Raw genomic sequence first — 24,835 nt, 5'->3', positions numbered from 1 at the left:
ATTTAATCAAGGGTGTGCGGCAGAATGGCCGCATGACCAGCCCAGCCCCCTCGACGCGCCGGGGACGGCCCCCGAAAGGGTCCGGCCAGCTCACCCGGGCGGGGATCGTCGCTGCGACCCTCACGGTGATCGACGGCGACGGTATCGACGCTGTCGGGATGCGCGCGGTCGCACGCGAGCTCGGTGTCGACCCGAAGAGCCTGTACAACCACGTCGACGGCAAGGACGGGCTGCTCGATGCGGTCGCCGAGCATCTGCTGGGCTCGATCGAGCTGCCCGCCCGCCGCGGCGATCTCCGAGGTGACCTGCGGGCCATCGCGGAGGCGTTCCGCGATCGGGCCCTGCTGCATCCCGCGGCCGCCGCCCTGGTGCTCACGCGGCAATTGGCATCGGTGGAGGGCCTGGCACCGATCCAGGCCGTCCTGGAAGTACTGCTCGCCGCAGGCTGCGATCCGCGGGAAGCGGTCCATCTGATGCGGACGATGGTGGCCGCCCTCATCGGCACCCTGCTGCGCGAAGTCAATGCCGGCCCCACTTACGGAACCAGCGACATCGCCGGGATCGCCGCGCGCCGGGCGACGCTCGAACAGTCGGGACTGCCCGCCGTCGCGGAAGTCGCTCCCTACCTGGCGAGATTCGACAAGCAGGAGGAATTCGACTACACGATCGATCTGGCGCTCGACGCGGTCATCGCCCGCATCGACGGTTCGACGCGGAACTCCCGGTAGTCGTCCTCACACGGATCCGAGATGAGCCAGGGCCGCCGCGGCGGCATTCGCGCCGCACATGCCGTGGGCACCCGGGCCGGGTGGGGTCGCGGCGGAGCAGATGTACATGCCGGGAATCCCGATCGCATATGGGGACAAGGTGATTCGTGGGCCGAAGACGAGCTGGCGGATGTCCTTGGATCCGGTCATGATGTCGCCGCCCGTGAAGTTCGGGTTGTGGGAGGCGAATTCGGCGGTCGGGCTGACGGTGTAGCCGATGACACGGTCACGGAAGCCGGGAGCGAACTGCTCGATGCGCCCGATGATCGCCTCGGTGGCATCGCCGGTATAGCCGTGCGGGACATGGGCGTAAGCCCAGACGGGGTGGACATCGCCCACCGAGCGTTGCGGGTCGGCCAGATATTGCTGGCCCACCAGGACGAACGGTCGCTCGGGCAGCCGACCGGCATGGATATCGCGCTCCGCGGCGGCGACCTCGGCGAACGGACCGCCCAGATGGACGGTCCCGGCGCGGCGGGCGTCCGGATTGGTCCAGGGCACACCCTCCGCGACCGCGAAGTCGACCTTGAACGCACCCGGTCCACGCCGGAATCGCCGGTACGCGTGGGAGATTCGCGACGGCAGCCGGTCGCCGAGGATCTCGGCCACCGACTCAGGGGCCAGGTCGAACATGGTGAGGTCGGCCTGCGGCAATTGGATGGCCGTCTCGATCCGGACGCCGGTCTCGATCTTGCCGCCGAGGTCGACGAGCAGGGCCGCCAGCGCGTCGGTGATGGACTGAGAGCCGCCGGCCGCCACGGGCCACCCGTAGCGATGCCCCGCAGTCAGGATGCCCAGGCCGATGGCCGAGGTCAGCGGCAGGTGCAGCGGCCGGAAGGCATGCGCCGCAACACCTCCGAACAAGGCCCGCGCCTCCTCGGTCCGGAAGATCCGGGCCAGCGTCGAGGCGGGCAGCGGGGTCGGTGCGCCGAAGCGGGCCAGGGTCAGCGGGTGCCGGGGCACCCGCAGCAGGGGTTGCAGGATGTCCTCGGCCAGGGCGTCGTAGCGGGCGGCGGGCCTGCCGAACAATGACGTCCACCGCTGCCCGTCGCGGCCGAGCCCGGCGGCGGTGCGCTCGACCGACCGGCGCAGGACGCCGGCCCGGCCGTCGGCGAGCGGGTGCACGCAGTCGATCTCCGTTGTGCGCCAGGACAATCCGTATCGATCGAGTCCGAGTTCACGCAGGAACGGCGAGCCCGCGGCCATCGGGTGGACCGCCGAGCAGTGGTCGTGCAGCAGTCCGGGAACAATGGCCTCGATGGTGCGGGTGCCGCCCCCGATCTCCTGGTCGGCCTCCAGGACGGTGACCCGCACGCCCGCCCGGGCGAGGGCCACGGCGGCGGCGAGTCCATTGGGCCCGCCGCCGACGACGGTCGCGGTGGTCATGCCAGCGCTCCGTGACCGTGCTGCTGCTGGTCGCGAATCTCCGCCGGGCCGGGCACTTCTCGCTGCGGCCGGGTCCAGGTGACCGCCAGCGGGATCGGGCCGTTGGGCAGCCACGGCTGCTCGGCCACGGCGTCGGCGACCTTCCAGGTGCCCCGCTCGATCACCCCGAGTGCGGCGTCGATGACCTGGTAGTGCTGCACCTGGCTGCCCCACGCCTGCGATTCCACCCAGACGACGATCGCCTCGCCCGGTTCGAAGCGGGCTTCGCGCTGTACGGCGGCGATGAAGTCCGCGTTGTGCAGGTGCCCGTCGCCGAAGTTGAAGCCGATCACCGAGTTGCAGAGGAATTCGCCCTCGCGCACGGTGCGGGCATCGATGTCGGGCAGGTTCTTCAGCAGCACCGAGAACAGGCCGCGGCCCTGGCTGTGCATGGTGCGCCAGGCGACGACCTGCTGCATGGTCACCTCGGCCCACGCCGGCTCGTAGCCGAATTCGACGAACTGGTCGACCTGGTTCTTGGCAGAGCGCGTCACCCTATCCAGTTTGCCCTCCGCGCCGGGGGCGAAGGCCCACACCGCCGAGGCCCAGTTGCCGGCGTACTGCCGCATGGACGGCAGGAACGACACCTTGTCGGGCCGGAAATTGCCGAGGATCGGGAAAACCAGCAGTCCGGCGATCAACCCGAGTGCCAGCCACGGCGAGGAGAGGTCGAAGACGCCGTAGCCGTGCCAGTTCGGGAAGCCCAGAAACAGGAACACCGTCGCGTAGGCGAAGAGCACGTTCCATTCCAGCGGCACCGCCAGCGGGAAGGTCGACACGATGAACAGGTGGAAGATCACCATCACCGCGACGGCCGCCAGGGTGAGCCAGCGGTCGGTGGAGAACAGCAGCACCAGCGGCGTGATCACCTCGACCGTGGTGCCGCCGACGTGCGCCATCACATCGGCGATACGGGACGGGCGCAGATCGCGCGGGAAGTCCCGGTAGTGCGCGCGTTTGAACCAGGTGAACGGTACCGACGGGCTGTTGCTCACCATGGGCGGCACCACCTGCGAGAAGTGCTTGCCGAACTTGGACACACCCGCGCCCACCCACACGACGACGATGAGCAGCTTCAGCGCGATGATCATGTCGACGAAGGGCAGCACCGCGAAGAAGAACAGTGCGGGCAGATACTGTTCGCCACGGGCGGCCAGGAAAATGGTCTTGTCCCGCAACCCGTTCAGGACGAGCAGCACGATCGGCGCGACGAGCAGCGCCGGATTCACCAGGCCGGAGGTGTTGCCCGGTACCGCCGCCGACAGCGAATCACTGTGCACGCCAGGCGAGAACAGCGCGACTGCCACGCTCACCAGCAACGCGATGTACAGCGTGATGTCGGACCAGCCGCGCCGGTCGCCCGCGGTGAACGGCACCCAGGTCCACGGCCGCAGCCGGATGGTGCGCGGCCGCGCCCAGAACCGGATGCCGCCGGTCATGGGTTTCACCTTGCCCGCCAACGGACCCCACGAGCCGGCGATGCCGATGCTCTCCAGCAGGACGGTCCACAGGATGACCTTCTGGTAGACGATCGGCTGGTTCCACCACTCGCTCACGTGCCAGAACGCGGGCAGGTGCGAGGTGGTGGTGGCGACGACAACGCCGCCGAGGGCGTACATCACGATCAGTTTCAGGATGTAGATCGTGTGCACCATGCGCGGTGAGCCGAAGCCGTGTTCGGCCCAGTTGACGGCCAGGATCCGCATGCGCTCCATGAGCGGCAGCCGCAGAAAGTGCTCGGGCTGCACGGCCGGCAGATCGGGTTCGATGAATCCCATGACGAGGCTCCTTGCTGAAAAGTGGTGGGAATCAGAGCGTTTGCGCGTCGAGGCGGCGCAGCGCGGGTTTGTCGATCTTGCCGACCGCGTTCTTGGGCAGCTGGTCGAGAATCGAGATGGAGACCGGCAGTTTGTATTTCGCCAATCCCCGGCGGGCGTGCTCACGAATGCCGTCGGCGTCCAGGGCAGCGCCGGTGGTGAGGGCGGCGAACAGGATCGGCTGTTCGCCGTAGACCGGGTCGGGCCGGCCCACGACAGCCGCCTCGGCGATCTCGGGCAGCTGGTAGACGACGGTCTCGATCTCCTTGGGGTAGATGTTCTCGCCGCCGCGGATGATCATGTCCTTGGCCCGGTCCACCAGGACCAGATAGCCGTCCTCGTCCAGCCGCCCGATATCGCCGGTGTGCAGCCAGCCGTCCACGACGGTGGCGGCGGTGACCTCGGGCCGATTCAGATAGCCGCGCATGACATTCGGACCGGAGATCAGGACCTCGCCGGCCTCCCCTTCCGGCGCGTCGTCACCGTCCGGACCGAGGATGCGGATGCGCTGGCCCGGCAGCGGCAGACCGACCGTGCCCGGCTTACGCAGTCCGGCAATCGGATTGATCGTGCTGGCACACGTGCCCTCGGACAGGCCGTAGCCCTCCACCACCGGGATGCCGTAACGGGCCTCGAATTTCGCCAGTACCCCGATGCTCGCCGGGGCGGCCCCGCAGATGCCGAAGCGCACCGACGAGGTGTCCGGGCGTACGTCCGCGGGCCGGTCGGCCAGCATGGCGTAGATAGTCGGCACGGCGGAAAAGTATGTGGGCCGCGCCTTTTCGATCCGGTCGAAGAAGCTGCCCGCATCGAACCGGCCCGCGACAGTGGTGCGCCCGCCCGCCAGTAGCGGGGACAGCACGCTCACCACGATCCCGTTGACGTGGAACAGCGGCAGGACGAGCAGGCTGTGGTCGCTCTCGTCGAGATCCAGCGCGTCGATGACCATGCCGCACATGGCGAGCAGGTTGGCGTGGTCGAGCATGACCCCTTTGGGCCGCCCGGTGGTGCCGCTGGTGTAGATGAGCAGGGCCAGCGCGGCGGGGTCCGCGTCGATCGGCTCGACGTCGATGCCAGGGCCCGCGAGCAGCTCGCCCAGCGGGACGACCGCGCACCCGGGGCCATCGAACGGCGCATCGGTGACCATCGCCTTCGCGCCGGCGTCGGCCACCTGGAAGGCGACCTCGTCGGCGACCAGCGCCGGATTCACCGGTGTGACCGCCGCGCCCAGCCGCCACGCGGCGAACAGCGTCACCACCAGGTCCGCGGTATTGGGCAGCCGCACCGCGACCACGTCGCCGGCGCCGACACCGTGGCCGCGCAGGGTCGCGGCGGCCCGCTGCACCGCCGCGAGGAACCGGGTGTTGTCGAGATCGGCCCAGTCGTCGGCGAGGGCGGGGGCGGTCGGACGGGCAGCGGCCCTGCGATCGGGTAGTGCCGGGAGGTTCATGAGTTATGTCCTTGCGGGAGGAAAAGTGATGGCGACCACGGTAGAAATGGCCGGCCCCCGCGCCACCGTCGTGTGTGAACGAAGTTCCGGGCCGCATTTGTCGCCGGGAGACAAACCCGGTCGGCGAATCCGCCGCCACCGCGCGGTCCCGGATCTACCGTGGAGGGGTGACGGTTGCGCGGCGCGACGGCGAGGTCGCGGTGAGCCGCTATGTGGAAGCGATCGCCGCCCGGTTGAACGCCAGGGTGACGCAGGTGAGCGCCGCCATTCGCGACGCGCTGGAGGACGACATCGTCGTGCTGCGCGGCGATATCCGCACGGTGGACCTGCTCGGCGCGAGCGTCGAGGCCAATGTGGACACCCTGCTGCAGGCCATGCGCCACGACATTCCGGTGGACCGCATCCAGGCCCCCGGCGCGGCCGTCGAGTACGCCAGACGCCTTGCGCAGCAAGGCATTCCGGCCAATGCGCTGGTACGTGCCTATCGGCTAGGGCAGCGCCGGATGACCGAGATGGTGTTCACCGAGCTGCACACCATGGACATTCCGGCGGCCGAGCGGGTCACCGCCATCGAGCGCATCACGGCGATCCTGTTCGAATACATCGACCGCATCACCGAGCAGGTCGTGTTGATCTACGACGACGAGCGTGAGCGGTGGCTGGAGAGCCGGAACAGCCTGCGCGCGCTACGCGTCCGCGAATTGCTGACCAGCCGCAAGACCGTCGACGTGGACGCCGTGTCCACCGCCCTCCGGTATCCGCTGCGCTGGCATCACGTGGCGCTGGTGCTCTGGTATTCGGGCTCCGAGGACGACGAGATCCCCCGCCTGCAGCAGTTCGTCCGCGAGCTCGGGCAGGAGCTGGCCGTGGAGGCGAATCCCCTGTTCGTCGCCACCGATCCGGCCGGCGCGTGGGCCTGGCTGCCCTATCGCGCGGATCCCGGCGATCCGCTCGCGCGCATTCGGGCCCGGGTCTCGGCCGAGTCCGGCCCGCCGGGTATCGCCATCGGCCCGGCCCAGCCGGGCCTCGACGGCTTCCGGGCGTCCCATCGGCAGGCCGAGCGAGCCCACGGCGTAGCGCTCGCCCGCGGACTGGCGAATCCGCTGCTGGCCGCGTGGGAACCGGGTCTCGCGGCGGCGGCGCTGCTGGGCGGCGATCTCGGCGAAACCCGCGAGTGGGTGGGCGAGGTGCTGGGAAATCTGGCCTGCGACACCGGCAATGACGAACGCCTGCGCGAGACGCTGCGCGTATTCCTGCGCAGCGGTTCGAGTTTCAAGGCCGCGGCCGGTGAACTGGATCTGCATTTCAATTCCGTGAAGTACCGCGTCGGCCGGGCCATCGAGCGTCGCGGCCGGCCGATCACCGGCGATCGGCTCGACGTCGAACTCGCCCTGCTGGCCTGCCACTGGTACGGCCCGGCGGTGCTGCGCCCGCAGGGCTGAGATCGCGAGCGGCTGCCGCACGCGGAGGACAAGACCAGGACTCATCTTCGTCTCCTCGACACAATGGCAGCAGCGCGCCGGCGGCCTACCTTTCTCGCCATGAATTCCCCCATTCCCCGAGGAGTGACTCATGGTGACCAATTCCGACTACGCCGCTGAACCCGCACAGGCCGACGAACTGGCCGCACCGCTGGATCTACTGCTGACCGGATCGGCAGTCGGCATCGGCCGTCGGATGCTGCCCAACAATTCCTGGAGCCGGCTGGCCGTGCACCTGGCCCGGCGACCCCGGGTGGTGGGCGGGCGGGTGTCGGCGCTGCGGCACGAGCTGACCGATATCGCGCGCGGACGATCCGAACGGGCTCCGGTCAAGGCCGACAAGCGCTTCGCCGATCCGGCCTGGCAGAGCAATCCCATCCTGAAGCGCAGCATGCAGGCGTATCTGGCCGCCAGCGACACCGCCGAGGAACTGCTCACCGATGCGCACCTGGATTGGAAGGACGAGCAGTGGATGCGCTTCGTGATCGACAATGTCCTCGAAGGGGTGTCGCCGAGCAACAATCCGCTGCTCAATCCGCTGGGCTGGAAGGCGCTGGTCGACACCGGCGGGGCGAGCGCGGTGCGCGGGCTGCGGCGCTTCGTCGGCGATATGGCCCGGGCGCCCCGGGTTCCCGCCATGGTGGAGCCGAACGCCTTCACGGTGGGCGAGAACGTCGCGGTCACGCCGGGTTCGGTGGTGCTGCGCACCGAGGTCTTCGAGCTGATCCAGTACGCACCGCAGACCCCGCGGGTGCACACGGTCCCCTTGCTCATGGTGCCGCCGGTGATCAACAAGTACTACATCATGGATATCGCGCCGCACCGCAGCATGATCGAGTACTTCCTGTCGCAAGGCCAGCAGGTGTTCGCCATATCGTGGCGTAATCCCTCGGCCGTGCAACGGGATTGGGGTTTCGACACCTACGGCCAGGCCATCATCGACGCGCTCGGCGCCGTCGAGACGATCACCGGTTCCGAACGCACCCACCTGCAGGCGTCGTGCTCCGGCGGCATTCTGGCGGCCATGACCGCGGCCCACCTCACCGAGATCGGGCAGGATCACCGGCTGGCCGGGCTGACCCTGATGGTGACCGTCCTCGACCAGGCCCGCGCCGGATTCGCCGCGGCCGCCATCGACGAGGAGACCGCCAAGACGGCCATCGCGGTCTCCCAGCGCCGGGGCTACCTGGACGGCCGCGCGCTGGCGGAGGTGTTCGCCTGGCTGCGGCCCACCGATCTGGTCTGGCGGTACTGGGTCAACAACTATCTGCAGGGCCGCGCGCCCGCGCCCTTCGACGTGCTGTTCTGGAATGCCGACACCACCCGCATGACCGCCGCCCTGCACCGCGACATGGTGCTGATGGGTGTGCACAACTCGCTCACCGTCCCCGGAGGGGTGCACATGCTCGGCACGCCCGTGGACCTGTCGCGGGTGACCGTGGACACCTACGTGGTGGCCGGGCTCGCCGACCACATCTCGCCGTGGCAGGCCTGCTACCGCAGCGCCCGGCTGCTGGGCAGCAAGGATTGCCGATTCGTGTTGTCCACCAGTGGCCATATCGCCGCGCTGGTGAATCCGCCCGGAAATCCGAAGGCCGCCTATCGCGTCGGCGCGCCCGACGACGCCGATCCGGCCGCATGGGTGGACAACGCTGCGCAGCAGGCCGATTCGTGGTGGCCCGACTTCGCGCACTGGCTCGCCGAACGCAGCGGACCGGACCGGAACGCACCGGCGACACTCGGTGCCCCCGATCTGCCGGCACAGGACCCGGCCCCCGGCACCTACGTACTCACTCACTGAAAGGCCCACCGTGACAACACGACTCGACTCACCCGCCGACCTGATCGGCCTGACCGGACAGCAGCTCGGTACCACCGAATGGATCGAGATCACCCAGCCGCAGGTGCAGCTGTTCGCCGACGCCACCGGCGATCACCAGTGGATCCACACCGATCCGCCGCGGGCCGCCGACGGGCCCTTCCACGGCACCATCGCGCACGGCTATCTCACGCTCTCGCTGGCGCCGGTGATGATCGCCGATGTCCTCGAGATCCGCGACCTCACCGCGGCGCTGAACTACGGCCTGAACAAGGTCCGCTTCCCCGCGCCGGTGCCGGTGGGGTCCAAGATTCGGGCGGTGGTGACGCTGAATGCGGCCCAGCGGAAGACCTCCGGCGTGGAGGCGGTGTTCGGCCTCACCTATGAGATCGACGGCAGCAGCCGCCCCGCCTGCGTCGCCGACGTCGTGGTGCTCTACCCGTGAGCACGCCGATGCCCGCCGACGACGTCGAGCAACGGCTCATTCCCGTACTGGGACAGCAGATTCGGGTCCGGGTGCACTGGGGCGCGGGTGTTCCGCCGGCCCCGGTCATCGAATCCTTCCGCGCCGGCCTGAACCGGCGGACCGGGCACGGGAATCGCTGGGCGGCAACGACGTCCCGATAGGGCACACAGCGGTGCGAATCGACCGCACCGCCCGCGCCATCAGGAGCGGACGCGGGCGGCATTCGGCTGCCGGAGTGCGGCTTACCTGGTGGGTTCGGGGTGGGTCGTCGGGGTGTGGATGATGTCGAAGTAGACGGTCTTGTCGTCGGCCGTGGGATAGACGCGGTAGGTGAAGTCTTTGTCGTTCAAGGTGACGATGTCGACCGCGCGGGTGAATTGTTCTTGGCCCGCATCATTTTTCGCGACGATGGTGCGAGTTCTGCCGTCCGGGGAGACGGACCAGTCGCCGTGCATTTTCGGGGTGTCGTCGAGGTTGAACATCGTGAAGGTGCCGTCGGACTTGAAGTAGGCGAAGCCGACGTAGTTTTTGACATTGTCGTCGGTGAGGGGGACCGCGGCGCCGTGGGCGTCGGTCGCGGAGGTGGTCTCCCAGGGTGTGGCGGCCAGCATGGCGGCGGGCGAGCCCGGCGTGACCGCCGCGGATGCCGAGGTGGGCGCCGCACCGGAGGTGGTGGTCGGGATCGGCTCGCTGCTGTTGCTACTGCAAGCGCCGAGCATGCCGACCGCCGCGAGGGCCATGGCAAGAGTCGCGATCTTTTTCGTCATCTCTTTACCTGTCATCGGACTCACTGTAGTTATCCGGTGGCGAGACTCCGCTCGACGAAACGCTGGCAAGCCTGCACCCTCGAGGATGGCGACGCTGTCGTTCTCCCGGACGAAGCGCGCCTGGATGCGCTGCGCCAGCTGGTCGACCAGCGCGGCCTTGCTGCCGAAATGGTGGTTGGCCAGGCCGCGGCTGTACCCGGCCACCTGCCCCACCTCGGCCAGCGAGGTCTGGTCGACCCCACGCTGGGCGAACAGTTCTTCGGCCGCGTCCAGCAGCGCCTGCCCGGCCTGGGCGGCGCGTTCCTGCTGGGTCCGGCGCGGGGGCGGGGCCGGCCGGGTCGGGATCGTCGACTCAGTTACCCTGGGCGGCAACCGAAATCGGCTGCCACTTACGCCAGGTCTCCAAGCGCGATTCGTAGTCCGCGGTGGCGATTGCCAGCGGAATCTCGCCGAGGAAGATACGCAGCGGGGGCTCGTCGGCGTCGACCACCGCGAGAATGGCCTGACCGGTGGCGCCGGGGTCACCGCGGCGAACCGACGAACGCTGAGCGGCGCGGGCCGCACGGGAACCGTCATAGGCAGGATTCGGGGCGGCATGCCGCGAGGACGGACCGGCCCAGTCGGTGTCGAAGCCGCCCGGCTCGATGAGGGTCACATGAATGCCGAAGGGCGCGACCTCCTGAGCCAGCGACTGGGACAGACCCTCGAGTGCCCACTTCGAGGCGTGGTAGGCGCCCAGATTCTGGAAGGCGGAGATGCCGCCGATGCTGGAGACCTGCAGGATGTGACCACTGCCCTGCGCGCGCAGGATGGGCAGTGCGGCCTGGGTCACCCACACCGCGCCGAACACATTGGTCTCCAGCTGATCCCGGAGCTCCTGTTCGGTGAGCTCCTCGATCATGCCGAACTGGCCGTAACCGGCATTGTTCACGACGATGTCGAGGCGTCCGAAATGGTCGGCCGCCTGCCGCACGGCGGCGAAGTCGGCCGCGCGGTCGGTCACGTCGAGCCGCAGCGCCAGGAAGGTCTCCGGATACTTGGCGACCAGCTCGTCGAGGGTGCTCAGATCGCGCGCGGTACCCGCGACCCGATCCCCCCGCTCCAGTGCGGCGAGCGCCCATTCCCGCCCGAAACCCCTTGATACACCGGTGATGAACCACACTTTGCTCATGTTCTCCGACCCTAGACAGCTGGAGTGCACTCCAAGCAAGGGCCGAGACGGTCGCGCCCGGATATATATGCCGATTCCGCCACGCGCGCATATTGCGAGCCGGGTCACAGCTGTGGCAAAGTGAGCTCGGCAATATTGAGACTATACGGTCTCACAATGGGGATCAGGGTGAGGAAGTGGGTCGATGAAGACCAGGCGACTGACCGGGCGGTTACTGCGGCTCGGGACGGTGTCCATCAGTGCACTGGTGGTGACGGGACTGACCGCGGGACCGGCGCCGGCCGATCCCGCCGCGCCCGTCCTGCCCTCGATTCAGCCGGCGCAGATCCTGCCGCTGCCACCGGAACTCGATCCGGGCTTCTACCAGCCGCCCGCCGACGTGGTCGCGGCCGCCGCGCCCGGTGAGATCATCGCCGCCCGGCAGGTCGATCTCGCCAACTTCGGCCTGATCCCGCTCAATGTGGATGCCTGGCAGGTCTCCTACCGCTCCAACAACGGTCGCGACGAGGCGATCCCGGCGGTGGCCACCCTCATCAAGCCGCGCGGGGTCGCGCCGGCGCCGCGCAAGCTGCTCTCGGTGCAGATCGCCGAGGACTCGACCCAGGGATACTGCAGTCCCTCCTATGCGCTGCAACATCTTTCGGCCGCGCCGTTCCTCGGGCAGATCGTCGCGCCCGCCGAGTTCCTGTTCGCGCAGGCCGCGCTGCAGAAGGGCTTCGCGGTGGTGATCCCCGATCACGAGGGCCCGAATTCGGCCTATGCGGCGGGCCCGCTGGGTGGCCGCATCACCCTCGACGGCATTCGCGCCGCCACCTCCTTCACGCCGCTCGAGGTCGGCGCGGGCGCGCCGGTGGCCCTCTACGGCTACTCGGGTGGATCCATGCCCACCATGCACGCCGCCGAACTGCGCAAAACCTATGCGCCGGAACTGAATATCGTCGGCGCGGCCTCCGGCGGCACCGGCGCGGATCTGGGCGCGACCCTGCTCATGGCCAACAACCAGGCGACCGCGGGCCTGGTGCTCGGCGCGGTACTGGGCCTGTCGCGCGAGTATCCGGACTTCAACGCCCTGCTCGATCAGAAGCTCAATCCGCTCGGGCAGTTGCTGCGGACGGTGAAGGCCCCGTTCTGCGTGCAGTACCAGACGGCGTTGCTGCCGTTCCTGAACATCACCGGCCTGATCGATTCGCCCGACCCGCTCCAGGAACCGGCGGTGCAGGCCATGCTCGAGGACACCCGCCTGGGCAAGAGCCTGCCGGACATGCCGCTGTTCATCTGGCACTCGCACTGGGACGAGATCCTGCCGCTGCCCTCGACCAACCAGCTGGTCGACACCTACTGCCGGCAACTGGACGCGCAGGTGACCTACATCCGGGACTGGGCCAGCGAGCACATCCTGGCCGAGGTCACCGGCGGCCCCGCCGCGCTCATGTGGCTCTTCGATCGGCTGAACGGCGTTGCGGCACAACCGGGTTGCTCCACCACCGACATGCCGTCCATGCTCGGCACCCCGGGCGAGCTGCAGACCCTCGGCGACACCCTGGGCGAGACCTTCGCCTCCTTCTTCGGAAAGCCCATCGGGGCCTGACCGACCCGACCCATCGGGCCCGGCCGACGTCGGCGATGCGGGCCCAGTCCGGATGTAGCAACGTGTCAGCTACCTTGGACTGGGCAGAAGAAACAGACTCCGTGGAGGGTGAGCATGCTGCATACAGATATCCCCACGCGCGGCGAGATTCTGGCGCTGGCGTCGGCCACCGGACCGTGGTGCGTATCCGTCTACACCCCGACCGAGGCGGATACCCCGACCCCGGACAAGAACCGGGTCGCCTTCGAAAACCAGGTGAAAGAGGTGCTCGACCGGGTCACCGACAAGCAGGCCCGGATCGCGCTGACCGACGCCTTCGCCGACCTCGTCGATGACGAGGACTACTGGCGCTTCCAGTCCCGCACCCTGGCCGTGCACGCCACGCCCGAGGGCATGCGCACCTACCGCCTGCCCAACCGGCTCGAACCCAGCGCCACCCTCGGTGACCGCTTCTACATCAAGCCGCTGCTGCGGGCGGTGACCTTCCCGCAAACCGCCTTCGTGCTGGCCCTGTCCGAGAACGCGGTGCGGCTGGTGGAGGTCGCGGCCGAAGGCCCGGCCGCGGAGGTGGCGGTCGCCGGACTCCCGACCGATCTGAACAAGTACCTGGATCTGCCGCCGCTGGGCCGCAGCCCGCACGGCCGACTGCAGGGCAGCGAGGGCCGCAAGGTGCGGGTGCGGCAGTTCTGCCGGGCCGTGGACCAGGCACTGCGGCCGGTGCTGGCCGGTCACGACATCCCGCTCATCCTGGCTGCGGCCGAACCGACGGATTCGCTGTACCGCTCGGTCGACAGCTACCCGCTGCTGCTGGCCGAAGGCATTCCCGGCAATCCCGAGCACCTCTCCGACGGCGATCTCGCGGCCCGCGCCCGGCAGCTGCTCGATCAGCACTACGCCGCCGAATTGGCCGATGTCCGAGGCGAATTCGAGAAGCGCCGCAGCGACGGCCGCGGCGTCATCGATCTCTCCGACATCGCCCGCGCCGCCACCTACGGCATCGTGCACACCCTCCTCGTCGATATCGACGCGTCGGTTCCCGGCGCCGTCACCCAGGACGGCGCACTCGCCGCCGCCACCGGCGACGGCGAGGCCCCGGGCGTCCTCGACGAAATCTCCAGGCGCGTGCTTCTTGCCAATGGCCGCGTGCTGGCCGTCCGCGGCGACGACATTCCCGACGGCGCGCACGCGGCGGCCATCCTCCGCTACGCGCCCTAGTCCCACCCGGTAACGCGGGGATCACACCCGTCACCCGTACCCGACCGGCCGCCGGAACCGGGTGCGGGTGACCACGTTTTCGCTGCTCCAGCCTCTGTGCCGGGCCCCGGCCCAGGTCCTGGTGCGGTAACGACTCATTCGATCAAGTAACGTTCGAATCTCCTGTGACGACGTCTCCGGTGGTAGACGGCCCGGACGCGCGCAGGGCCTGACAGTTCACTTGTCGGGGTGAGATGGGGATTCGGGCATGGATATTCGTGGCTTCATGAAACGACATAAGATCGCGTCGGCGGTGGCGGCGCCGGCGACGCTGGGCGTGGCGGTAGCGGTCGCGGCCACGTTCGCGATCACGTCGTCGCCGGACTCGAAGCAGGCCGATCCGGCGCTGAAGGCCTCGGTCACGGAATGTCACGACATGGTGACCATCTCGGTGGCCGGGCGCAACGATTCGCCGCAGCAGGGCACCACGAAGATGCTGGTCGACGCCAATGGCAACGAGCTGCCCGCGGCCCTGTCGGACGACTACCAGAGCCACTGGGTGGATCCGGTGGTGAACGCGCCCGGCGGATCGGTCGACTCCAACTCGTACTGGGCCGTGTACGTCTCCTATCCGGCGAACCTGAACAGCTACGAGGACGCCGTGAACACCGGTGTCGCCAATACCGAGCAAGTGATGCGCGACATCTCCGCGGCCTGCCCCAACACCAAGTACGCCATCGTGGGCTACAGCGAGGGCGCGGATGTCGCGCGCCGGGTCGCCATGGATGTCGGGCACCAGAGCGCCGGGGCGGACGGCAAGTACGGGATCGTCGATCCGGGCAATGTGGCCGGTGTCGTCATTCTCGCCGACTCGGGCCGGACTGCGGGTGAGGGTCCGTTCCCGGGCGCGCAGGACCCCAGCCATCCCGACAACTTCAATCAGAGCTATCAGACCGGCAAGGACGTCGCCGGCGGCCAGGGCGCACTACCGGACCATTCCGGTGACTTCGGCGCGCTGAACGGCCGGATCGCCTCCTTCTGCTCCGACGGCGACCTCACCTGCGCCGCGCCGAAGAACATCTCGCTGCTCCAGCTGGCCATCAATGTCGGCCGCCAGATCAATGCCGACCAGATGCAGAGCGATGGCCTCACCCCCACCACGGGCATGGATGTGGCGGTCGTGCTGGGCAAGATCGCCGGTAACGCCTTCGCCGACATCGCGCACAACCCCGGCTGGTGGACGAGCAAGGAGACCTTCCTCGACGTCCTGCTCAAGGTCTCGCAGCCGGGCTACAAGCCGAATCAGGACAACCCGACCCCGGTGGCCGCGGACTCGATTCAGGCCGAGACCATGTCGCCGCTGGCGTACCTGCCGCAGAAGGTCTTCAACGAGGTCGTCGGTCTGATCACCACCAACCAGAACACCATCCCGGTGCTCCTGAACGACCCGTACAACCTGACCCTCGGCCCCAACGGCACCGGTCACCACTTCGACTACTGGCGGGATTCCAACCCGGACAACGGCAAGCCCCTGACCTCCGCGGAGTACGCCGCCGCGTGGCTCACCGAGCTCGCCAAGGAGGCCCAGGCCGGCCAGCTGAACCCGAAGACGCTGACCTCGACCGCCACCACGGCCCCCAACGTGCTGGCCGCGGCGCCGAAGAGCGCCACGTCCGGAACCACCACTCCCGCAACCGGTTCCACGACACCGGCCGCCGGAACCACCACCCCGGCCACGACGACGCCCACCACCACCACCACGACGCCGCCGCCGACCACCACGGTCACCCCGGATGCGGCCACCCCGGCGACCACCACGCCGCCGGTCACGACCACCCCGCCGGTGACCACCACGACGGTTCCGGTCACCACCACTCCCCCGGTGACCACGACGACACCGCCAACCACCACTCCCACGCACTGACCCACCGGCGAAACGAGCATGCGCTGGGGCGTCACCCTTCCGGGTGCGCCCCAGCGCATGCTCGTTTCCGAAGGAGCTCGCCGGTTCCGGCTCAGCGGATGGTGAACCAGACCAGGCTGCCCAGGCCCGCGACCAGGCAGTAGATGGCGAACGGGGTCAGGGTCTTGGTCTCGAAGTAGGCCGTGAGGAACTTGACCGAGATATAGGAGAGGACACCCGCGACCACACTGCCCGCGAAGGCCGGGCCGAGGATGGCGTGGTTCTCGTGCTTGAAGAGCTCCGGCATCTTCAGCACGCCCGCCGCCAGGATCACCGGCGTGGCCAGCAGGAAGGCGAAGCGGGCGGCATCCTCGTGGCGCATGCCCTTGAACAGGCCCGCGACGATGGTGCTGCCGGACCGGCTGATACCGGGGAAGAGGGCGGCGATCTGCGCGGCGCCGATCAGGGTGGCGTCGCGCATGCCGAGGCGGGACAGCCGGACATCGGAGGCGCGGGCCGGGTCGGTCATGGGGAGCACGACGGTGTCCTCCATGGAGAGGTCGCCGGTGCGGCCGGTGGGGCTGGCGAGCTGGAACTCGGGTTCGTGTTCACGCTTGCGCATGAGCTCGGCCGACAGCAGCACGAAGCCGTTGATCGCCAGGAAGATCGATGTCGGAACGGGCGTGCCGAGATAGTTGCGGACCGCCTTCTCCAGCAGCAGGCCGGCCAGGCCGACCGGAATTGTGGCGATCACCAGCAATACGCCCAATCTCGCTTCGGGCGTTCGTATTTGGCGTGTCAGCACCACATCCCACAGCCCCTGAACGATGCGTACCCAGTCCCGCCAGAAGAAGATCACCAGGGCAAGCGCGGTGGCGACGTGCATGGCCACCAGCAGCGCCAGATACGGGGAGTCCTTGGCGGACATGCTCAGATCGTCGGCCCATTTACCGCCTACCCAGGCGGGCAGCAGGATGCTGTGGCCCAGGCTGGATACCGGGAAGAGCTCACTCACCCCCTGGAGCGCGCCGACGATGATCGATTCCAGGTAACTGATGGCCATTCGAATTCCTGTCGGGGGCGGTGCGGGGATCCGAACACCCCGGGCCGATACACGGGCATTGTGTGATCGCACCGGGGCAGCTCGCTTGGCGAGGCTACTCGATGCCGTGTCGGCGTGCGCACACGTGGTGGATCGGCGGAGGATGCGGCAGGATGAGAACGATCGGTATACCGGCGATGGGCGGGAGACGGAAATGCGAGCGGAACTCACCGAGTGGATGTCGCGGGGGAGCTACTTCGACTTCGACGGGCATCGGATCTTCTACATCCGAGAGGGGAAGGGACCGACGCTGCTATTGATCCACGGCTATCCCTTCAACTCCTACGACTGGCATCGCATCTGGCCGGACCTGACCGCCCACTACGACGTCATCGCGCCCGACATGCTCGGGATGGGCTTCTCCGACAAGCCCATTCGCCACCACTACAGCGTGCTCGAGCACGCCGATATGCACGAGGCGCTGCTGCGACGGCTCGGCATCGGCGAAACCCTGCTGCTGGCACACGATCTCGGCGTGAGCGTGGCGCAGGAGCTGCTGGCCCGCCGCCTCGACGGCACCGCGGCGGCCGACATCCGGGCCGTGGTGTTCCTCAACGGCGGTCTGTTCGTGGAGGCGTATCGCCCGCGCCTGGTGCAGAAACTGCTGGGCACACCCCTCGGCCATCTGGTGGGCCCGCTCATGACCGGCGGGGTCATCGCGCCCGCGGTGCGCGAGGTGTTCGGCCCGGACACCAAGCCCACCGCCGACGAGATGCGGACACTGCAGGAGGTGCTGTTCTACGGCAACGGCCGCTTCGTCAATCATCTGGTCGGTCGCTTCGTGGCCGAGCGCACCACCTACCGCGACCGCTGGGTCGAACCGCTGCTGCGCAAGGAGATTCCGATGCGGCTGATCAACGGCCCGCTCGACCCGAACTCCGGTGCGCACATGGTGGCCCGCTACCGCGAACTGGTCGCCGACCCGGATGTGGTGAGCCTGGACCGGATCGGGCACTGGCCGCAGCTCGAAGACCCCGCGGGGGTATTCAATGCGGCGCACGCATTCCTGCGCGCCGCGAATTCGGCCTAGACGCAATCCATTTGCGCGACGCGGAGCCCGGCTGCGTGGAATACTTCCGCGATATGCAGTACAGGGGATTCGACAATCCCGACGCCGGCGAGGATCCCGAGTTAGCTCAGGCCCGCATCTTCCTGGACGAATTGGAAAGGCATGTAGTCAAACTGACCCGGCGATTGCAGACCGCACCCACCCTCGAAGCCCGGCAGTCGATCAGTGCCGAACTCTCCACGGTGCGCCGGTATGTGGATCGCATTCACCACAGATTCCCGGGAATTGCCGTCGCGAATCCATTTCGCGGCTCACCACCCGGAGCCCCCGCGCTCTAGGCCGGCTACCGGGCCGGATTCGATTGCGGCTCAGCCGGTAGGCCTCGATCGCCGCTCACCGGGCCAGGTGTGCGCGCCAGCGTTCGGCGGAGCGGACCATATCCAGGCCCACCCGCTCGAGATACTCGCTCATGCCCAGCAGCCGCACCCCGGCGGGCGTGGCCGAACCCAGTGCGCCGGCGCCGTCGCGTGCCGTGGCGGCCAGCCGCTCATTCGTGCGCGCACCGGCGAGAGTAGCTCGGTACCAGGCGGATTCGTCGATCACATAGCGGTCGCGACGACTGCCCGGATCCCGGTTCCGCCGGATCAGCGCCTGCTCCTGCAGGTAGCCCACGGCCGCGGACACCGTCGCGGGACTCACCCGCAGCCGGGCCACCAGCTCGGCGGCGGTGAGGCTGCCCGAATCCGCGGCGTACAGGCGGGCCAGCACCGCCGACGCCATGCGCGGCATGCCGGACTGCGCGAACAGCGCCGCGAACTGGGCGCTGAAATCGGCCAGCAACACCGGGTTGCGGCCGTATTCATCGACGACAGCGGCCTTTTCGACGGGTCTGGGCCGGGATGCGCGACGGCGTGAGCGCACCACGGTGGCGGCCTGCGCCAGATCGGCGCGATAGCGACCGGGCCCGCCATTGCGGGTCACCTCGCGGCTCACGGTGGACGTCGGCCGTTCGAGGCGGCGGGCGATCTCGGCATAGCCGAGCCCATGGGCCAGCCCCGCGGCGATGAGACGGCGATCCTCCTGGCTGAGTCTTCCTCCGGGCATCGGAGCGGCTCCTTCATCAGATGCCGCCGAGGCGGCGCGGCTCACCCTATTGCAACACACCACGTGCGGAATCGGCCTGGGATATGGTCGCGTTGGGACACGAATTCCCTTGTGACACAGTCGTTATCCTGTGCATGACGGCCTCTCCTCATTGCCATCGTTGTGAACGCAACGTAGCGTTCGCCCTCATTCGAACGAGCCACCCGGGGGCGAACGGCGGACGAGGACAGCCGATTCAGAGCCCGGTCAGATCGGCGATCACGCTGAAGTCCATGACATCCGTCCCCGCCAGGTACACCGGCTGGGTCGTGTGCGCCCCGCGCACGCGCACCTCACCGCGCGGACCCCCGTAACTCACCCGCGCCGCTTCGCGCTCGATGACCCGCACATCCAGGCTGCGCGCCGCCTCCGCCAGCGAGGCGAACAGCAGCAGGCCCTCGTAGCAGGATTCGCCGATATTGTTCAGCGCCGGGGCCAGTTGCCCGAAGCGGGCCGTGTAACGGCCGCCGAACGCCATACCCTCGCGCGACACCAGACTCTCGAAATAGCCACAGGCCGTGAACAATCCGCGCGCGCTCTCCGGACCGCCCGCGTACAGCACGTCCTCGCCGATCATCATGCTCAGCCGCAGCCGCCCGTCGTCCAGCCCGGCCGCCGCGAACGCCTGATTGAAGGCCGCGCAGTCCGCGCCGACCATGAACACCAGCACCCCCTGCGCGGGCGAGCGCCGGATCAGGTTCAGGGCGGCGGTGAAATCGCGGCCGCCCAGCGGGACGAACACCTCGCCGACCACGTCGATATCGGTGCTGCGCACGAATTCCCATGTTGCCCTGGATGTTTCACGCGGCCACACGTAGTCGTTGCCGACGACGCACCAGCGCCGCACCCCCAGTTCGGAGCGGAACCAGCGCAGCGCGGGGAACAATTGCTGGTCGGGCGTCTCCCCCACCATGTAGACGCCGTCGGAATCCTCGCCGCCCTCGTAGAAGGTGGTGTAGACGTAGGGCACCCGGCCCGCGGTGTGCGGCGTGATCACCTTGCGGGCATTGGACAGGTGCCAGCCGACCACCCCGTCGATCATGCCCAGGCTCACCATCCGGTCGATCTGCGCGGCCAGCACCGGCAGCGGCGCACCGGCGTCCACCGGGTGCAGCCGGACCGGCCGGCCCAGAATGCCGCCGACGGCATTGATGTCCTCCACGGCGAGCGTCGCACAGGCTTCACAGGACGGCCCGAAGATGCCCGCGGGACCGCTCAGCGGCACCACCAGCGCGAGGTCCACCGTGGCCCGGCGCGACCGGAAATCCCGTCGCGTCATCGAATATCACCACCGTCATCGCTGCCTGCGTCCGCCCGGTACGGGGCGGTACATGCCGAAGAGGCACGATAGTACCGTTTCGCCGCGAACCGGGAAATCACTACAGCCCGGCCCCGCCCTATAGTGGCCCCGGTGAACAGTCCTGACGCGCGCGAGCTGATCCTGCTCGCCGGTGAGCGCACCATCGCCGAACGCGGACCGGACGCGGCCCTGCGCGATATCGCGGTGGCGGCGGGACAGCGCAACAACTCCGCGGTGCACTACCACTTCGGTTCCCGGGACGGGCTCATCGCGGCCATCATCGAACGGCATCAACCGGCACTGGAATCCCGGCGCACCGAACTGCTGGCCGAGCACGAGGCCGCGGGCGCGCCGGACAGCGTGGCCGCGCTGGTCGCCATTCTGGTGCGGCCCATGTTCGACGTGCCCTACGCCGAGGGGTCGACGCACTACGCGCGATTTCTCGAGCAGGCGCGCGCGCATCCCGCCGTGACCGGACCGAACCTGCACGAGAAGCGCTGGGCCGCAACACGAGTCCTGGTCGCGCGGCTCTACCGCGCCATGCCCGACAGTACCCCGGCGCAACGCCGATACCGGCTGCAGGCCATGACCACCGTCATGTTCGCCCTGCTCGCCGACTACGAACGCCAGGACCTGCCCACCGCGGCCGAGCGCGCCGACGCCCGCGACAGCATCATCGCCATGATCGTCGGGCTACTGACCGAACCGGTCGGTCAGGACGCCGCGGTCCGGGCATCCGGGTCGAAGCCGCCGGGAATCTCGTAGACCATCCCGCTGAAGGTGATGCCGAACAGCCGCCCGGCCGAGAAGCCGTGGCCGCCACGGCCGTACTGCACCTCACTGGTCAGCTGCGGTCCGGAGCCGAGCACGCAGTATCGCCCCGGCGCGTCGATACGGACCACCTGACCGGACGAATTGAACGGCAGCACAGGGCGTTCCAGCGAATCCAGCGTCAGCCCGTCGGGCGCGGCGAGCAGATCACCGCCGGACAGGTCCAGTAGCGACTGCGGGGCCCACGGGGCATTGGTGGGAATCCGGCTCACGCCCGGGTTCACGAAGGTGCGCGACACGTAGAGGTACGAGTCGTCCTGGTCGAGCACCGCGCCATTGGCACTGGGGAAGCTCGCCCAGTTCGGCTGCACCACACGGTTCGGGTACACCTTGCCCACCAGGGAACCGAAATCATTGGTGGCATAGACGGTTCCGTCGTGCGCCACGTCCATGCCGTCGGCCGCCGAGAGGCCCGTCGCGAAGGGAGCCACCGCCCCGATGTCCGGGTCGACGGTGACGATCCCGGCCTGCCGCAACGCATCACCCACGAACACCCGGGGATCCGCGCCGTAGCCGACCAGCAGCCGGCCGTCCGGCAGCCAGGCCAGCGCGCCCGCGCCGCCACTGGGCACCTTGGCGATCGGCACCGCCGGCGCACCCGGCGCGTCGATGCGGAAGACCTGCCCGCTGACCAGATCGGTGACGAACGCCCGCCCGGCGGGGTCGATGGTCAGCCCCTCGAGCGCCGCGCCCGGCAACGAGGCCACCACCGCGGTCGGCTGTCCCGCGCCGGGACAGACCGGCGCGGCTGAGGCCGGCGCCGCGGCGAAAGACGACAGCGCCGCGCAGGCGAGCATCGCGCAGGCGAGCGCAGCGGATTTCCTGATCCCCATGTCGTACCTCGTCCATGTCGGCCGGTAAATCCCTGCATCGTATGACGTATCAGGAGCCCGAAGGGTTCAATTGTGGCCGTGCTCGGGATTTCGATTCGCCCCACTCGCCACTTCCGTCGCCTCGCCGCCGGTCTCGCGCTGGCAACCTCCTGGACTTTCGTCCATATGTCCGTGATTCACGCGGATACTGTTGCAGCACAACCACTTCCAGCGACCGTCCCGAGTATTCGGCATTGGACGCCGACCGGACCGGATAAGCCCGGATTCGTTCTCGGCTCCGAATCCCGCATTATCGCCGACGCCGGCTCCACCGAAATCGCGGAACACCTTGCCGAGGACCTGATCCGGGCCGGAAAACCGATTTCCCTGGCCGACGGTAGCGACCGGCCGGGCGATATCGTGCTGCGCACAGGCGATATCGACGACCCGGCCGCGGAGTCGTATCGCATCGCCGTCACCGATCGGCTCACCATTACCGCCGACAGCCAGACCGGCATCGTGCACGGCACCCAGGCCGCCCTGCAATGGCTGCGGCAGACCAGCACCCTGCCCGGCGGCGTCGCCGAGGACCGGCCGGACTACAGCGAGCGCGGGCTCATGCTCGACACCGGGCGCGAGTTCTTTCCCGTCGACTGGGTGAAGGCCCGCATCCGCGACGCCGCGTACCTCCGGATGAACCTGGTGCAGCTGCACCTGTCGGACTCGCAGGGCTTCCGGCTGGCGAGCGTCATGCACCCGGAGATCACCTCGCCCGAGCACTACAGCGCCGACGATATTCGCGAACTCGTCTCCTATGCACGATCTTTCGATATCGATATCGTGCCCGAAATCGACATGCCCAGCCACATGAACGCCATCCTGGCCCAGCATCAGGACCTGGTCCTGCGCCCGGCCCGCACCACACCGCAGGACGCGGTGCTGGACAGCGTGATCGGCGGCGGTGCCGGCGGCAAGATCGATCTCACCAATCCCGGTGCCCGCCGGTTGATCAGCGACATTCTGCACGAGTTCGTACCTCTGCTCCCGGGGCGCTACTGGCACCTGGGCTGTGACGAGTACATTTCCGACTACACGCGCTATCCCCAGCTGGGTGACTACGCCACACGGACGTTCGGCCCGGGAGCCGCACCCGGCGATATCCTCATCGACTTCGCCAACTGGGCCGCGGATCTCGTCGAATCGCTCGGCAAGACGCCGCGGGTCTGGAACGACGGCTTCGACCATCCGGGTGTCCTGACACCGAAACCCGAACTGGTGGTGCAGTACTGGTCGGCCGGCGCCGGTGGGCTGCCGTGGCTGCCCGGCGGTCGCACACCCGCCGACTTCACCCGGGACGGGCATCCCGTCCTCAATGCGGCCTTCACGCCCACGTACTTCACGACCGGCGGGCCGGCCGCGGCGCTCAACGCTCCGCCGGAACTGCTGTGGGCCTGGGACCCGGGGCTTTTCGTGAACGGGCAGCGGCTGCCCGATTCCGATCGCCCGCTGTTGCGTGGCTCCATGCTCTTCCTCTGGTGCGATGATCCTGCCGCCCTGACTCCGGAGCAGATCGTCGCTCCGCTGCGGGCCCGGCTGCCGGTCATGGCCCAGCAGTTGTGGGCGGGCACCGGCGGGATCGGGTATCCGGACTTCCTCGGCCGCGCGTCCGCGGTCGGGTGGCCCTGATCAGAAGCGTCTGGCGCCGGCCATCGGCATGGTGGTCAGTGGTGAGACCTTCACGCCGGAACCGTAATCGCTGGCGTGGATGACCTTTCCGTCACCGAGATACAGAGCGGAATGGCCGCCGCCGTAATAGGAGACCAGATCACCCGGCTGCAGGTCGTCCACCGACACCGGCGTTCCGGCGGCCAGCTGTGAATAACTGGTGCGCGGCACTTCGACTCCGGCCTCACGATACGACCACTGCACCAAACCCGAGCAGTCGAAGGTGTCCGGGCCATCGCCCCCCATGGCGTAGGTCGCGCCGAGCTTGGTGCGGGCGGCCTCCACGGCGCGTTCGCCGACGGTCTTCTTCGGCATGGCCGCGGGTACCGGCGCGCGGGGCGCCGCGGGATCGGTCACGCCGGGGATTCCGACCAGCGGGGGCAGGCTGCTCGGCACTGCGAAGGTGCCGAGACCGGCCACCACCACCGAGCGGGATTCCGGAGCTGGCATGACGGGGTACAGCGGAACGGGCGAAAGCGCCTGGACCGGAATCTGATCCGGTACGGGGTCGGCCGGGGCGATAGTGATATGTCCCGGAATCCCGACCATGCGCGAGGCATCCGCCCAGCCGACAGCGGAGGTCTCGCCGACCGCGGGCAGCGGCGCGATATCCACACTCGGCGGCAAGATATCCACACTCGGCAGCGTGACATCCACACTCGGCACTGAAGGGAGGCCGAACGGGGTCGCGATCTCGGTGGGAATCTCGATCTGCCCGATACCGGGGACCGAGACCGGCGCTGCGTGCGCCTGGCCCGCTGTGAACAGCAGGGCCGCTCCGACGGCTGCCGCGCCGAGGACTCCTGTCGCCAGGGCCCGCACGCTCAGCCGCGGTAGCATTCGAACCTTCTGTCTATCACCGTTGGTTTCCATGAGCGGTCGTCCTCCGATCAAGCCGTGAAAGCTATACGGTTTCCGTCCATCACACTCGAACTCTTCGGTCCTGCAGCAGATCCGAGAGTGCATATTTCGCCCGAATTGCACAGGGTGCAACAAGTGACGTGCGTGTTATCGATAACGAAACAGTAACCATTGACGGCTGTGTCCAATTGGACACAGCCGATT

Annotated in this window: 22 protein-coding genes; 12 read left to right on the top strand and 10 right to left on the bottom strand. The window is 68.4% G+C overall.

The features are described from left to right. Positions 1–32: 32 nt before the first annotated feature. Positions 33–728 (top strand): TetR/AcrR family transcriptional regulator, encoded by a 696-nt coding sequence (locus ACWEQQ_RS30135; protein WP_452341770.1) that lies wholly within the window; start codon positions 33–35, stop codon positions 726–728. Between the two features lie 6 nt (positions 729–734). On the opposite strand, the gene ACWEQQ_RS30130 is transcribed toward ACWEQQ_RS30135, so the two are convergent. From ACWEQQ_RS30130 to ACWEQQ_RS30120, 3 genes are read right to left on the bottom strand one after another with little or no spacing between them, the layout of a single operon-like run. After that, complete coding sequence (locus tag ACWEQQ_RS30130; protein ID WP_452350616.1) at positions 735–2,153, bottom strand: phytoene desaturase family protein; 1,419 nt, start codon at positions 2,151–2,153, stop codon at positions 735–737. Further along, positions 2,150–3,970, bottom strand: coding sequence for a DUF3556 domain-containing protein (locus ACWEQQ_RS30125; protein WP_452341768.1), 1,821 nt, complete (start codon positions 3,968–3,970; stop codon positions 2,150–2,152). The genes ACWEQQ_RS30130 and ACWEQQ_RS30125 overlap by 4 nt, the downstream gene beginning before the upstream one ends. A gap of 31 nt (positions 3,971–4,001) precedes the next feature. Further along, positions 4,002–5,459 (bottom strand): class I adenylate-forming enzyme family protein, encoded by a 1,458-nt coding sequence (locus ACWEQQ_RS30120; RefSeq protein WP_452341767.1) that lies wholly within the window; start codon positions 5,457–5,459, stop codon positions 4,002–4,004. Positions 5,460–5,626: 167 nt separating this feature from the next. On the opposite strand from ACWEQQ_RS30120, the gene ACWEQQ_RS30115 reads away from it, so the two are divergent. From ACWEQQ_RS30115 to ACWEQQ_RS30100, 4 genes are all read left to right on the top strand, one after another. Further along, positions 5,627–6,901: a PucR family transcriptional regulator gene (locus ACWEQQ_RS30115; protein WP_452341766.1), complete on the top strand. Its 1,275-nt coding sequence runs from the start codon at positions 5,627–5,629 to the stop codon at positions 6,899–6,901. A gap of 130 nt (positions 6,902–7,031) precedes the next feature. Then, positions 7,032–8,741, top strand: coding sequence for a PHA/PHB synthase family protein (locus ACWEQQ_RS30110; protein WP_452350615.1), 1,710 nt, complete (start codon positions 7,032–7,034; stop codon positions 8,739–8,741). Between the two features lie 10 nt (positions 8,742–8,751). Beyond that, positions 8,752–9,204 carry a MaoC family dehydratase gene (locus tag ACWEQQ_RS30105; protein WP_452350614.1) on the top strand — a complete coding sequence of 151 codons (453 nt, stop codon included), beginning with the start codon at positions 8,752–8,754 and terminating at the stop codon, positions 9,202–9,204. Further along, positions 9,201–9,386 (top strand): hypothetical protein, encoded by a 186-nt coding sequence (locus ACWEQQ_RS30100; RefSeq protein ID WP_452350613.1) that lies wholly within the window; start codon positions 9,201–9,203, stop codon positions 9,384–9,386. Before ACWEQQ_RS30105 ends, ACWEQQ_RS30100 begins: the two co-directional genes overlap by 4 nt. 81 nt (positions 9,387–9,467) lie before the next feature. On the opposite strand, the gene ACWEQQ_RS30095 is transcribed toward ACWEQQ_RS30100, so the two are convergent. Further along, the gene (locus ACWEQQ_RS30095) at positions 9,468–10,364 is read right to left on the bottom strand and encodes a DUF4822 domain-containing protein (protein WP_452350612.1); all 897 of its coding nucleotides are present in this window, start codon (positions 10,362–10,364) and stop codon (positions 9,468–9,470) included. Then, positions 10,345–11,163, bottom strand: a complete 819-nt coding sequence (locus tag ACWEQQ_RS30090) for an SDR family oxidoreductase (protein WP_452350611.1) — start codon at positions 11,161–11,163, stop codon at positions 10,345–10,347. The genes ACWEQQ_RS30095 and ACWEQQ_RS30090 overlap by 20 nt, the downstream gene beginning before the upstream one ends. 184 nt (positions 11,164–11,347) lie before the next feature. On the opposite strand from ACWEQQ_RS30090, the gene ACWEQQ_RS30085 reads away from it, so the two are divergent. From ACWEQQ_RS30085 to ACWEQQ_RS30075, 3 genes are all read left to right on the top strand, one after another. Then, entirely contained in the window at positions 11,348–12,751 is a 1,404-nt protein-coding gene (locus ACWEQQ_RS30085; protein WP_452350610.1) for a lipase family protein, read from the top strand. Between the two features lie 114 nt (positions 12,752–12,865). Then, positions 12,866–13,966, top strand: a complete 1,101-nt coding sequence (locus ACWEQQ_RS30080; RefSeq protein WP_452350609.1) for a baeRF11 domain-containing protein — start codon at positions 12,866–12,868, stop codon at positions 13,964–13,966. 247 nt (positions 13,967–14,213) lie between these two features. Then, positions 14,214–15,869, top strand: coding sequence for a cutinase family protein (locus ACWEQQ_RS30075; RefSeq protein ID WP_452350608.1), 1,656 nt, complete (start codon positions 14,214–14,216; stop codon positions 15,867–15,869). Between the two features lie 91 nt (positions 15,870–15,960). On the opposite strand, the gene ACWEQQ_RS30070 is transcribed toward ACWEQQ_RS30075, so the two are convergent. Then, positions 15,961–16,917 carry an undecaprenyl-diphosphate phosphatase gene (locus tag ACWEQQ_RS30070; RefSeq protein WP_379387505.1) on the bottom strand — a complete coding sequence of 319 codons (957 nt, stop codon included), beginning with the start codon at positions 16,915–16,917 and terminating at the stop codon, positions 15,961–15,963. Between the two features lie 187 nt (positions 16,918–17,104). Here ACWEQQ_RS30070 and ACWEQQ_RS30065 point away from each other — a divergent pair, with 187 nt between their 5' ends. Both ACWEQQ_RS30065 and ACWEQQ_RS30060 read left to right on the top strand, forming a co-directional pair. After that, positions 17,105–17,980, top strand: a complete 876-nt coding sequence (locus tag ACWEQQ_RS30065) for an alpha/beta fold hydrolase (RefSeq protein ID WP_452350607.1) — start codon at positions 17,105–17,107, stop codon at positions 17,978–17,980. 53 nt (positions 17,981–18,033) lie between these two features. Then, complete coding sequence (locus tag ACWEQQ_RS30060) at positions 18,034–18,297, top strand: hypothetical protein (protein ID WP_354836231.1); 264 nt, start codon at positions 18,034–18,036, stop codon at positions 18,295–18,297. 55 nt (positions 18,298–18,352) lie between these two features. Here the strand turns inward: ACWEQQ_RS30060 and ACWEQQ_RS30055 are convergent, their stop codons facing one another. Further along, positions 18,353–19,063 (bottom strand): MarR family transcriptional regulator, encoded by a 711-nt coding sequence (locus ACWEQQ_RS30055; protein ID WP_452350606.1) that lies wholly within the window; start codon positions 19,061–19,063, stop codon positions 18,353–18,355. Positions 19,064–19,298: 235 nt separating this feature from the next. Then, complete coding sequence (locus ACWEQQ_RS30050) at positions 19,299–20,381, bottom strand: substrate-binding domain-containing protein (RefSeq protein WP_452341755.1); 1,083 nt, start codon at positions 20,379–20,381, stop codon at positions 19,299–19,301. A gap of 132 nt (positions 20,382–20,513) precedes the next feature. Here ACWEQQ_RS30050 and ACWEQQ_RS30045 point away from each other — a divergent pair, with 132 nt between their 5' ends. Continuing rightward, positions 20,514–21,167, top strand: coding sequence for a TetR family transcriptional regulator (locus tag ACWEQQ_RS30045; RefSeq protein WP_452350605.1), 654 nt, complete (start codon positions 20,514–20,516; stop codon positions 21,165–21,167). Here the strand turns inward: ACWEQQ_RS30045 and ACWEQQ_RS30040 are convergent. Next, the gene (locus ACWEQQ_RS30040; protein ID WP_452350604.1) at positions 21,116–22,066 is read right to left on the bottom strand and encodes an SMP-30/gluconolactonase/LRE family protein; all 951 of its coding nucleotides are present in this window, start codon (positions 22,064–22,066) and stop codon (positions 21,116–21,118) included. The genes ACWEQQ_RS30045 and ACWEQQ_RS30040 overlap by 52 nt on opposite strands. A 165-nt stretch (positions 22,067–22,231) precedes the next feature. On the opposite strand from ACWEQQ_RS30040, the gene ACWEQQ_RS30035 reads away from it, so the two are divergent. Beyond that, a complete protein-coding gene (locus ACWEQQ_RS30035; RefSeq protein ID WP_452350603.1) occupies positions 22,232–23,731 on the top strand; it encodes a family 20 glycosylhydrolase in 1,500 nt (499 codons plus the stop codon). Here ACWEQQ_RS30035 and ACWEQQ_RS30030 read toward each other — a convergent pair whose 3' ends face one another. After that, complete coding sequence (locus ACWEQQ_RS30030; protein WP_452350602.1) at positions 23,732–24,610, bottom strand: C40 family peptidase; 879 nt, start codon at positions 24,608–24,610, stop codon at positions 23,732–23,734. Positions 24,611–24,835: the final 225 nt, after the last annotated feature.

It is taken from the genome of Nocardia sp. NPDC004123, assembly GCF_053603795.1.
The sequence above is the reverse complement of the archived record's forward strand: the minus strand, read 5'-3'. Positions and strand labels throughout refer to the sequence as shown.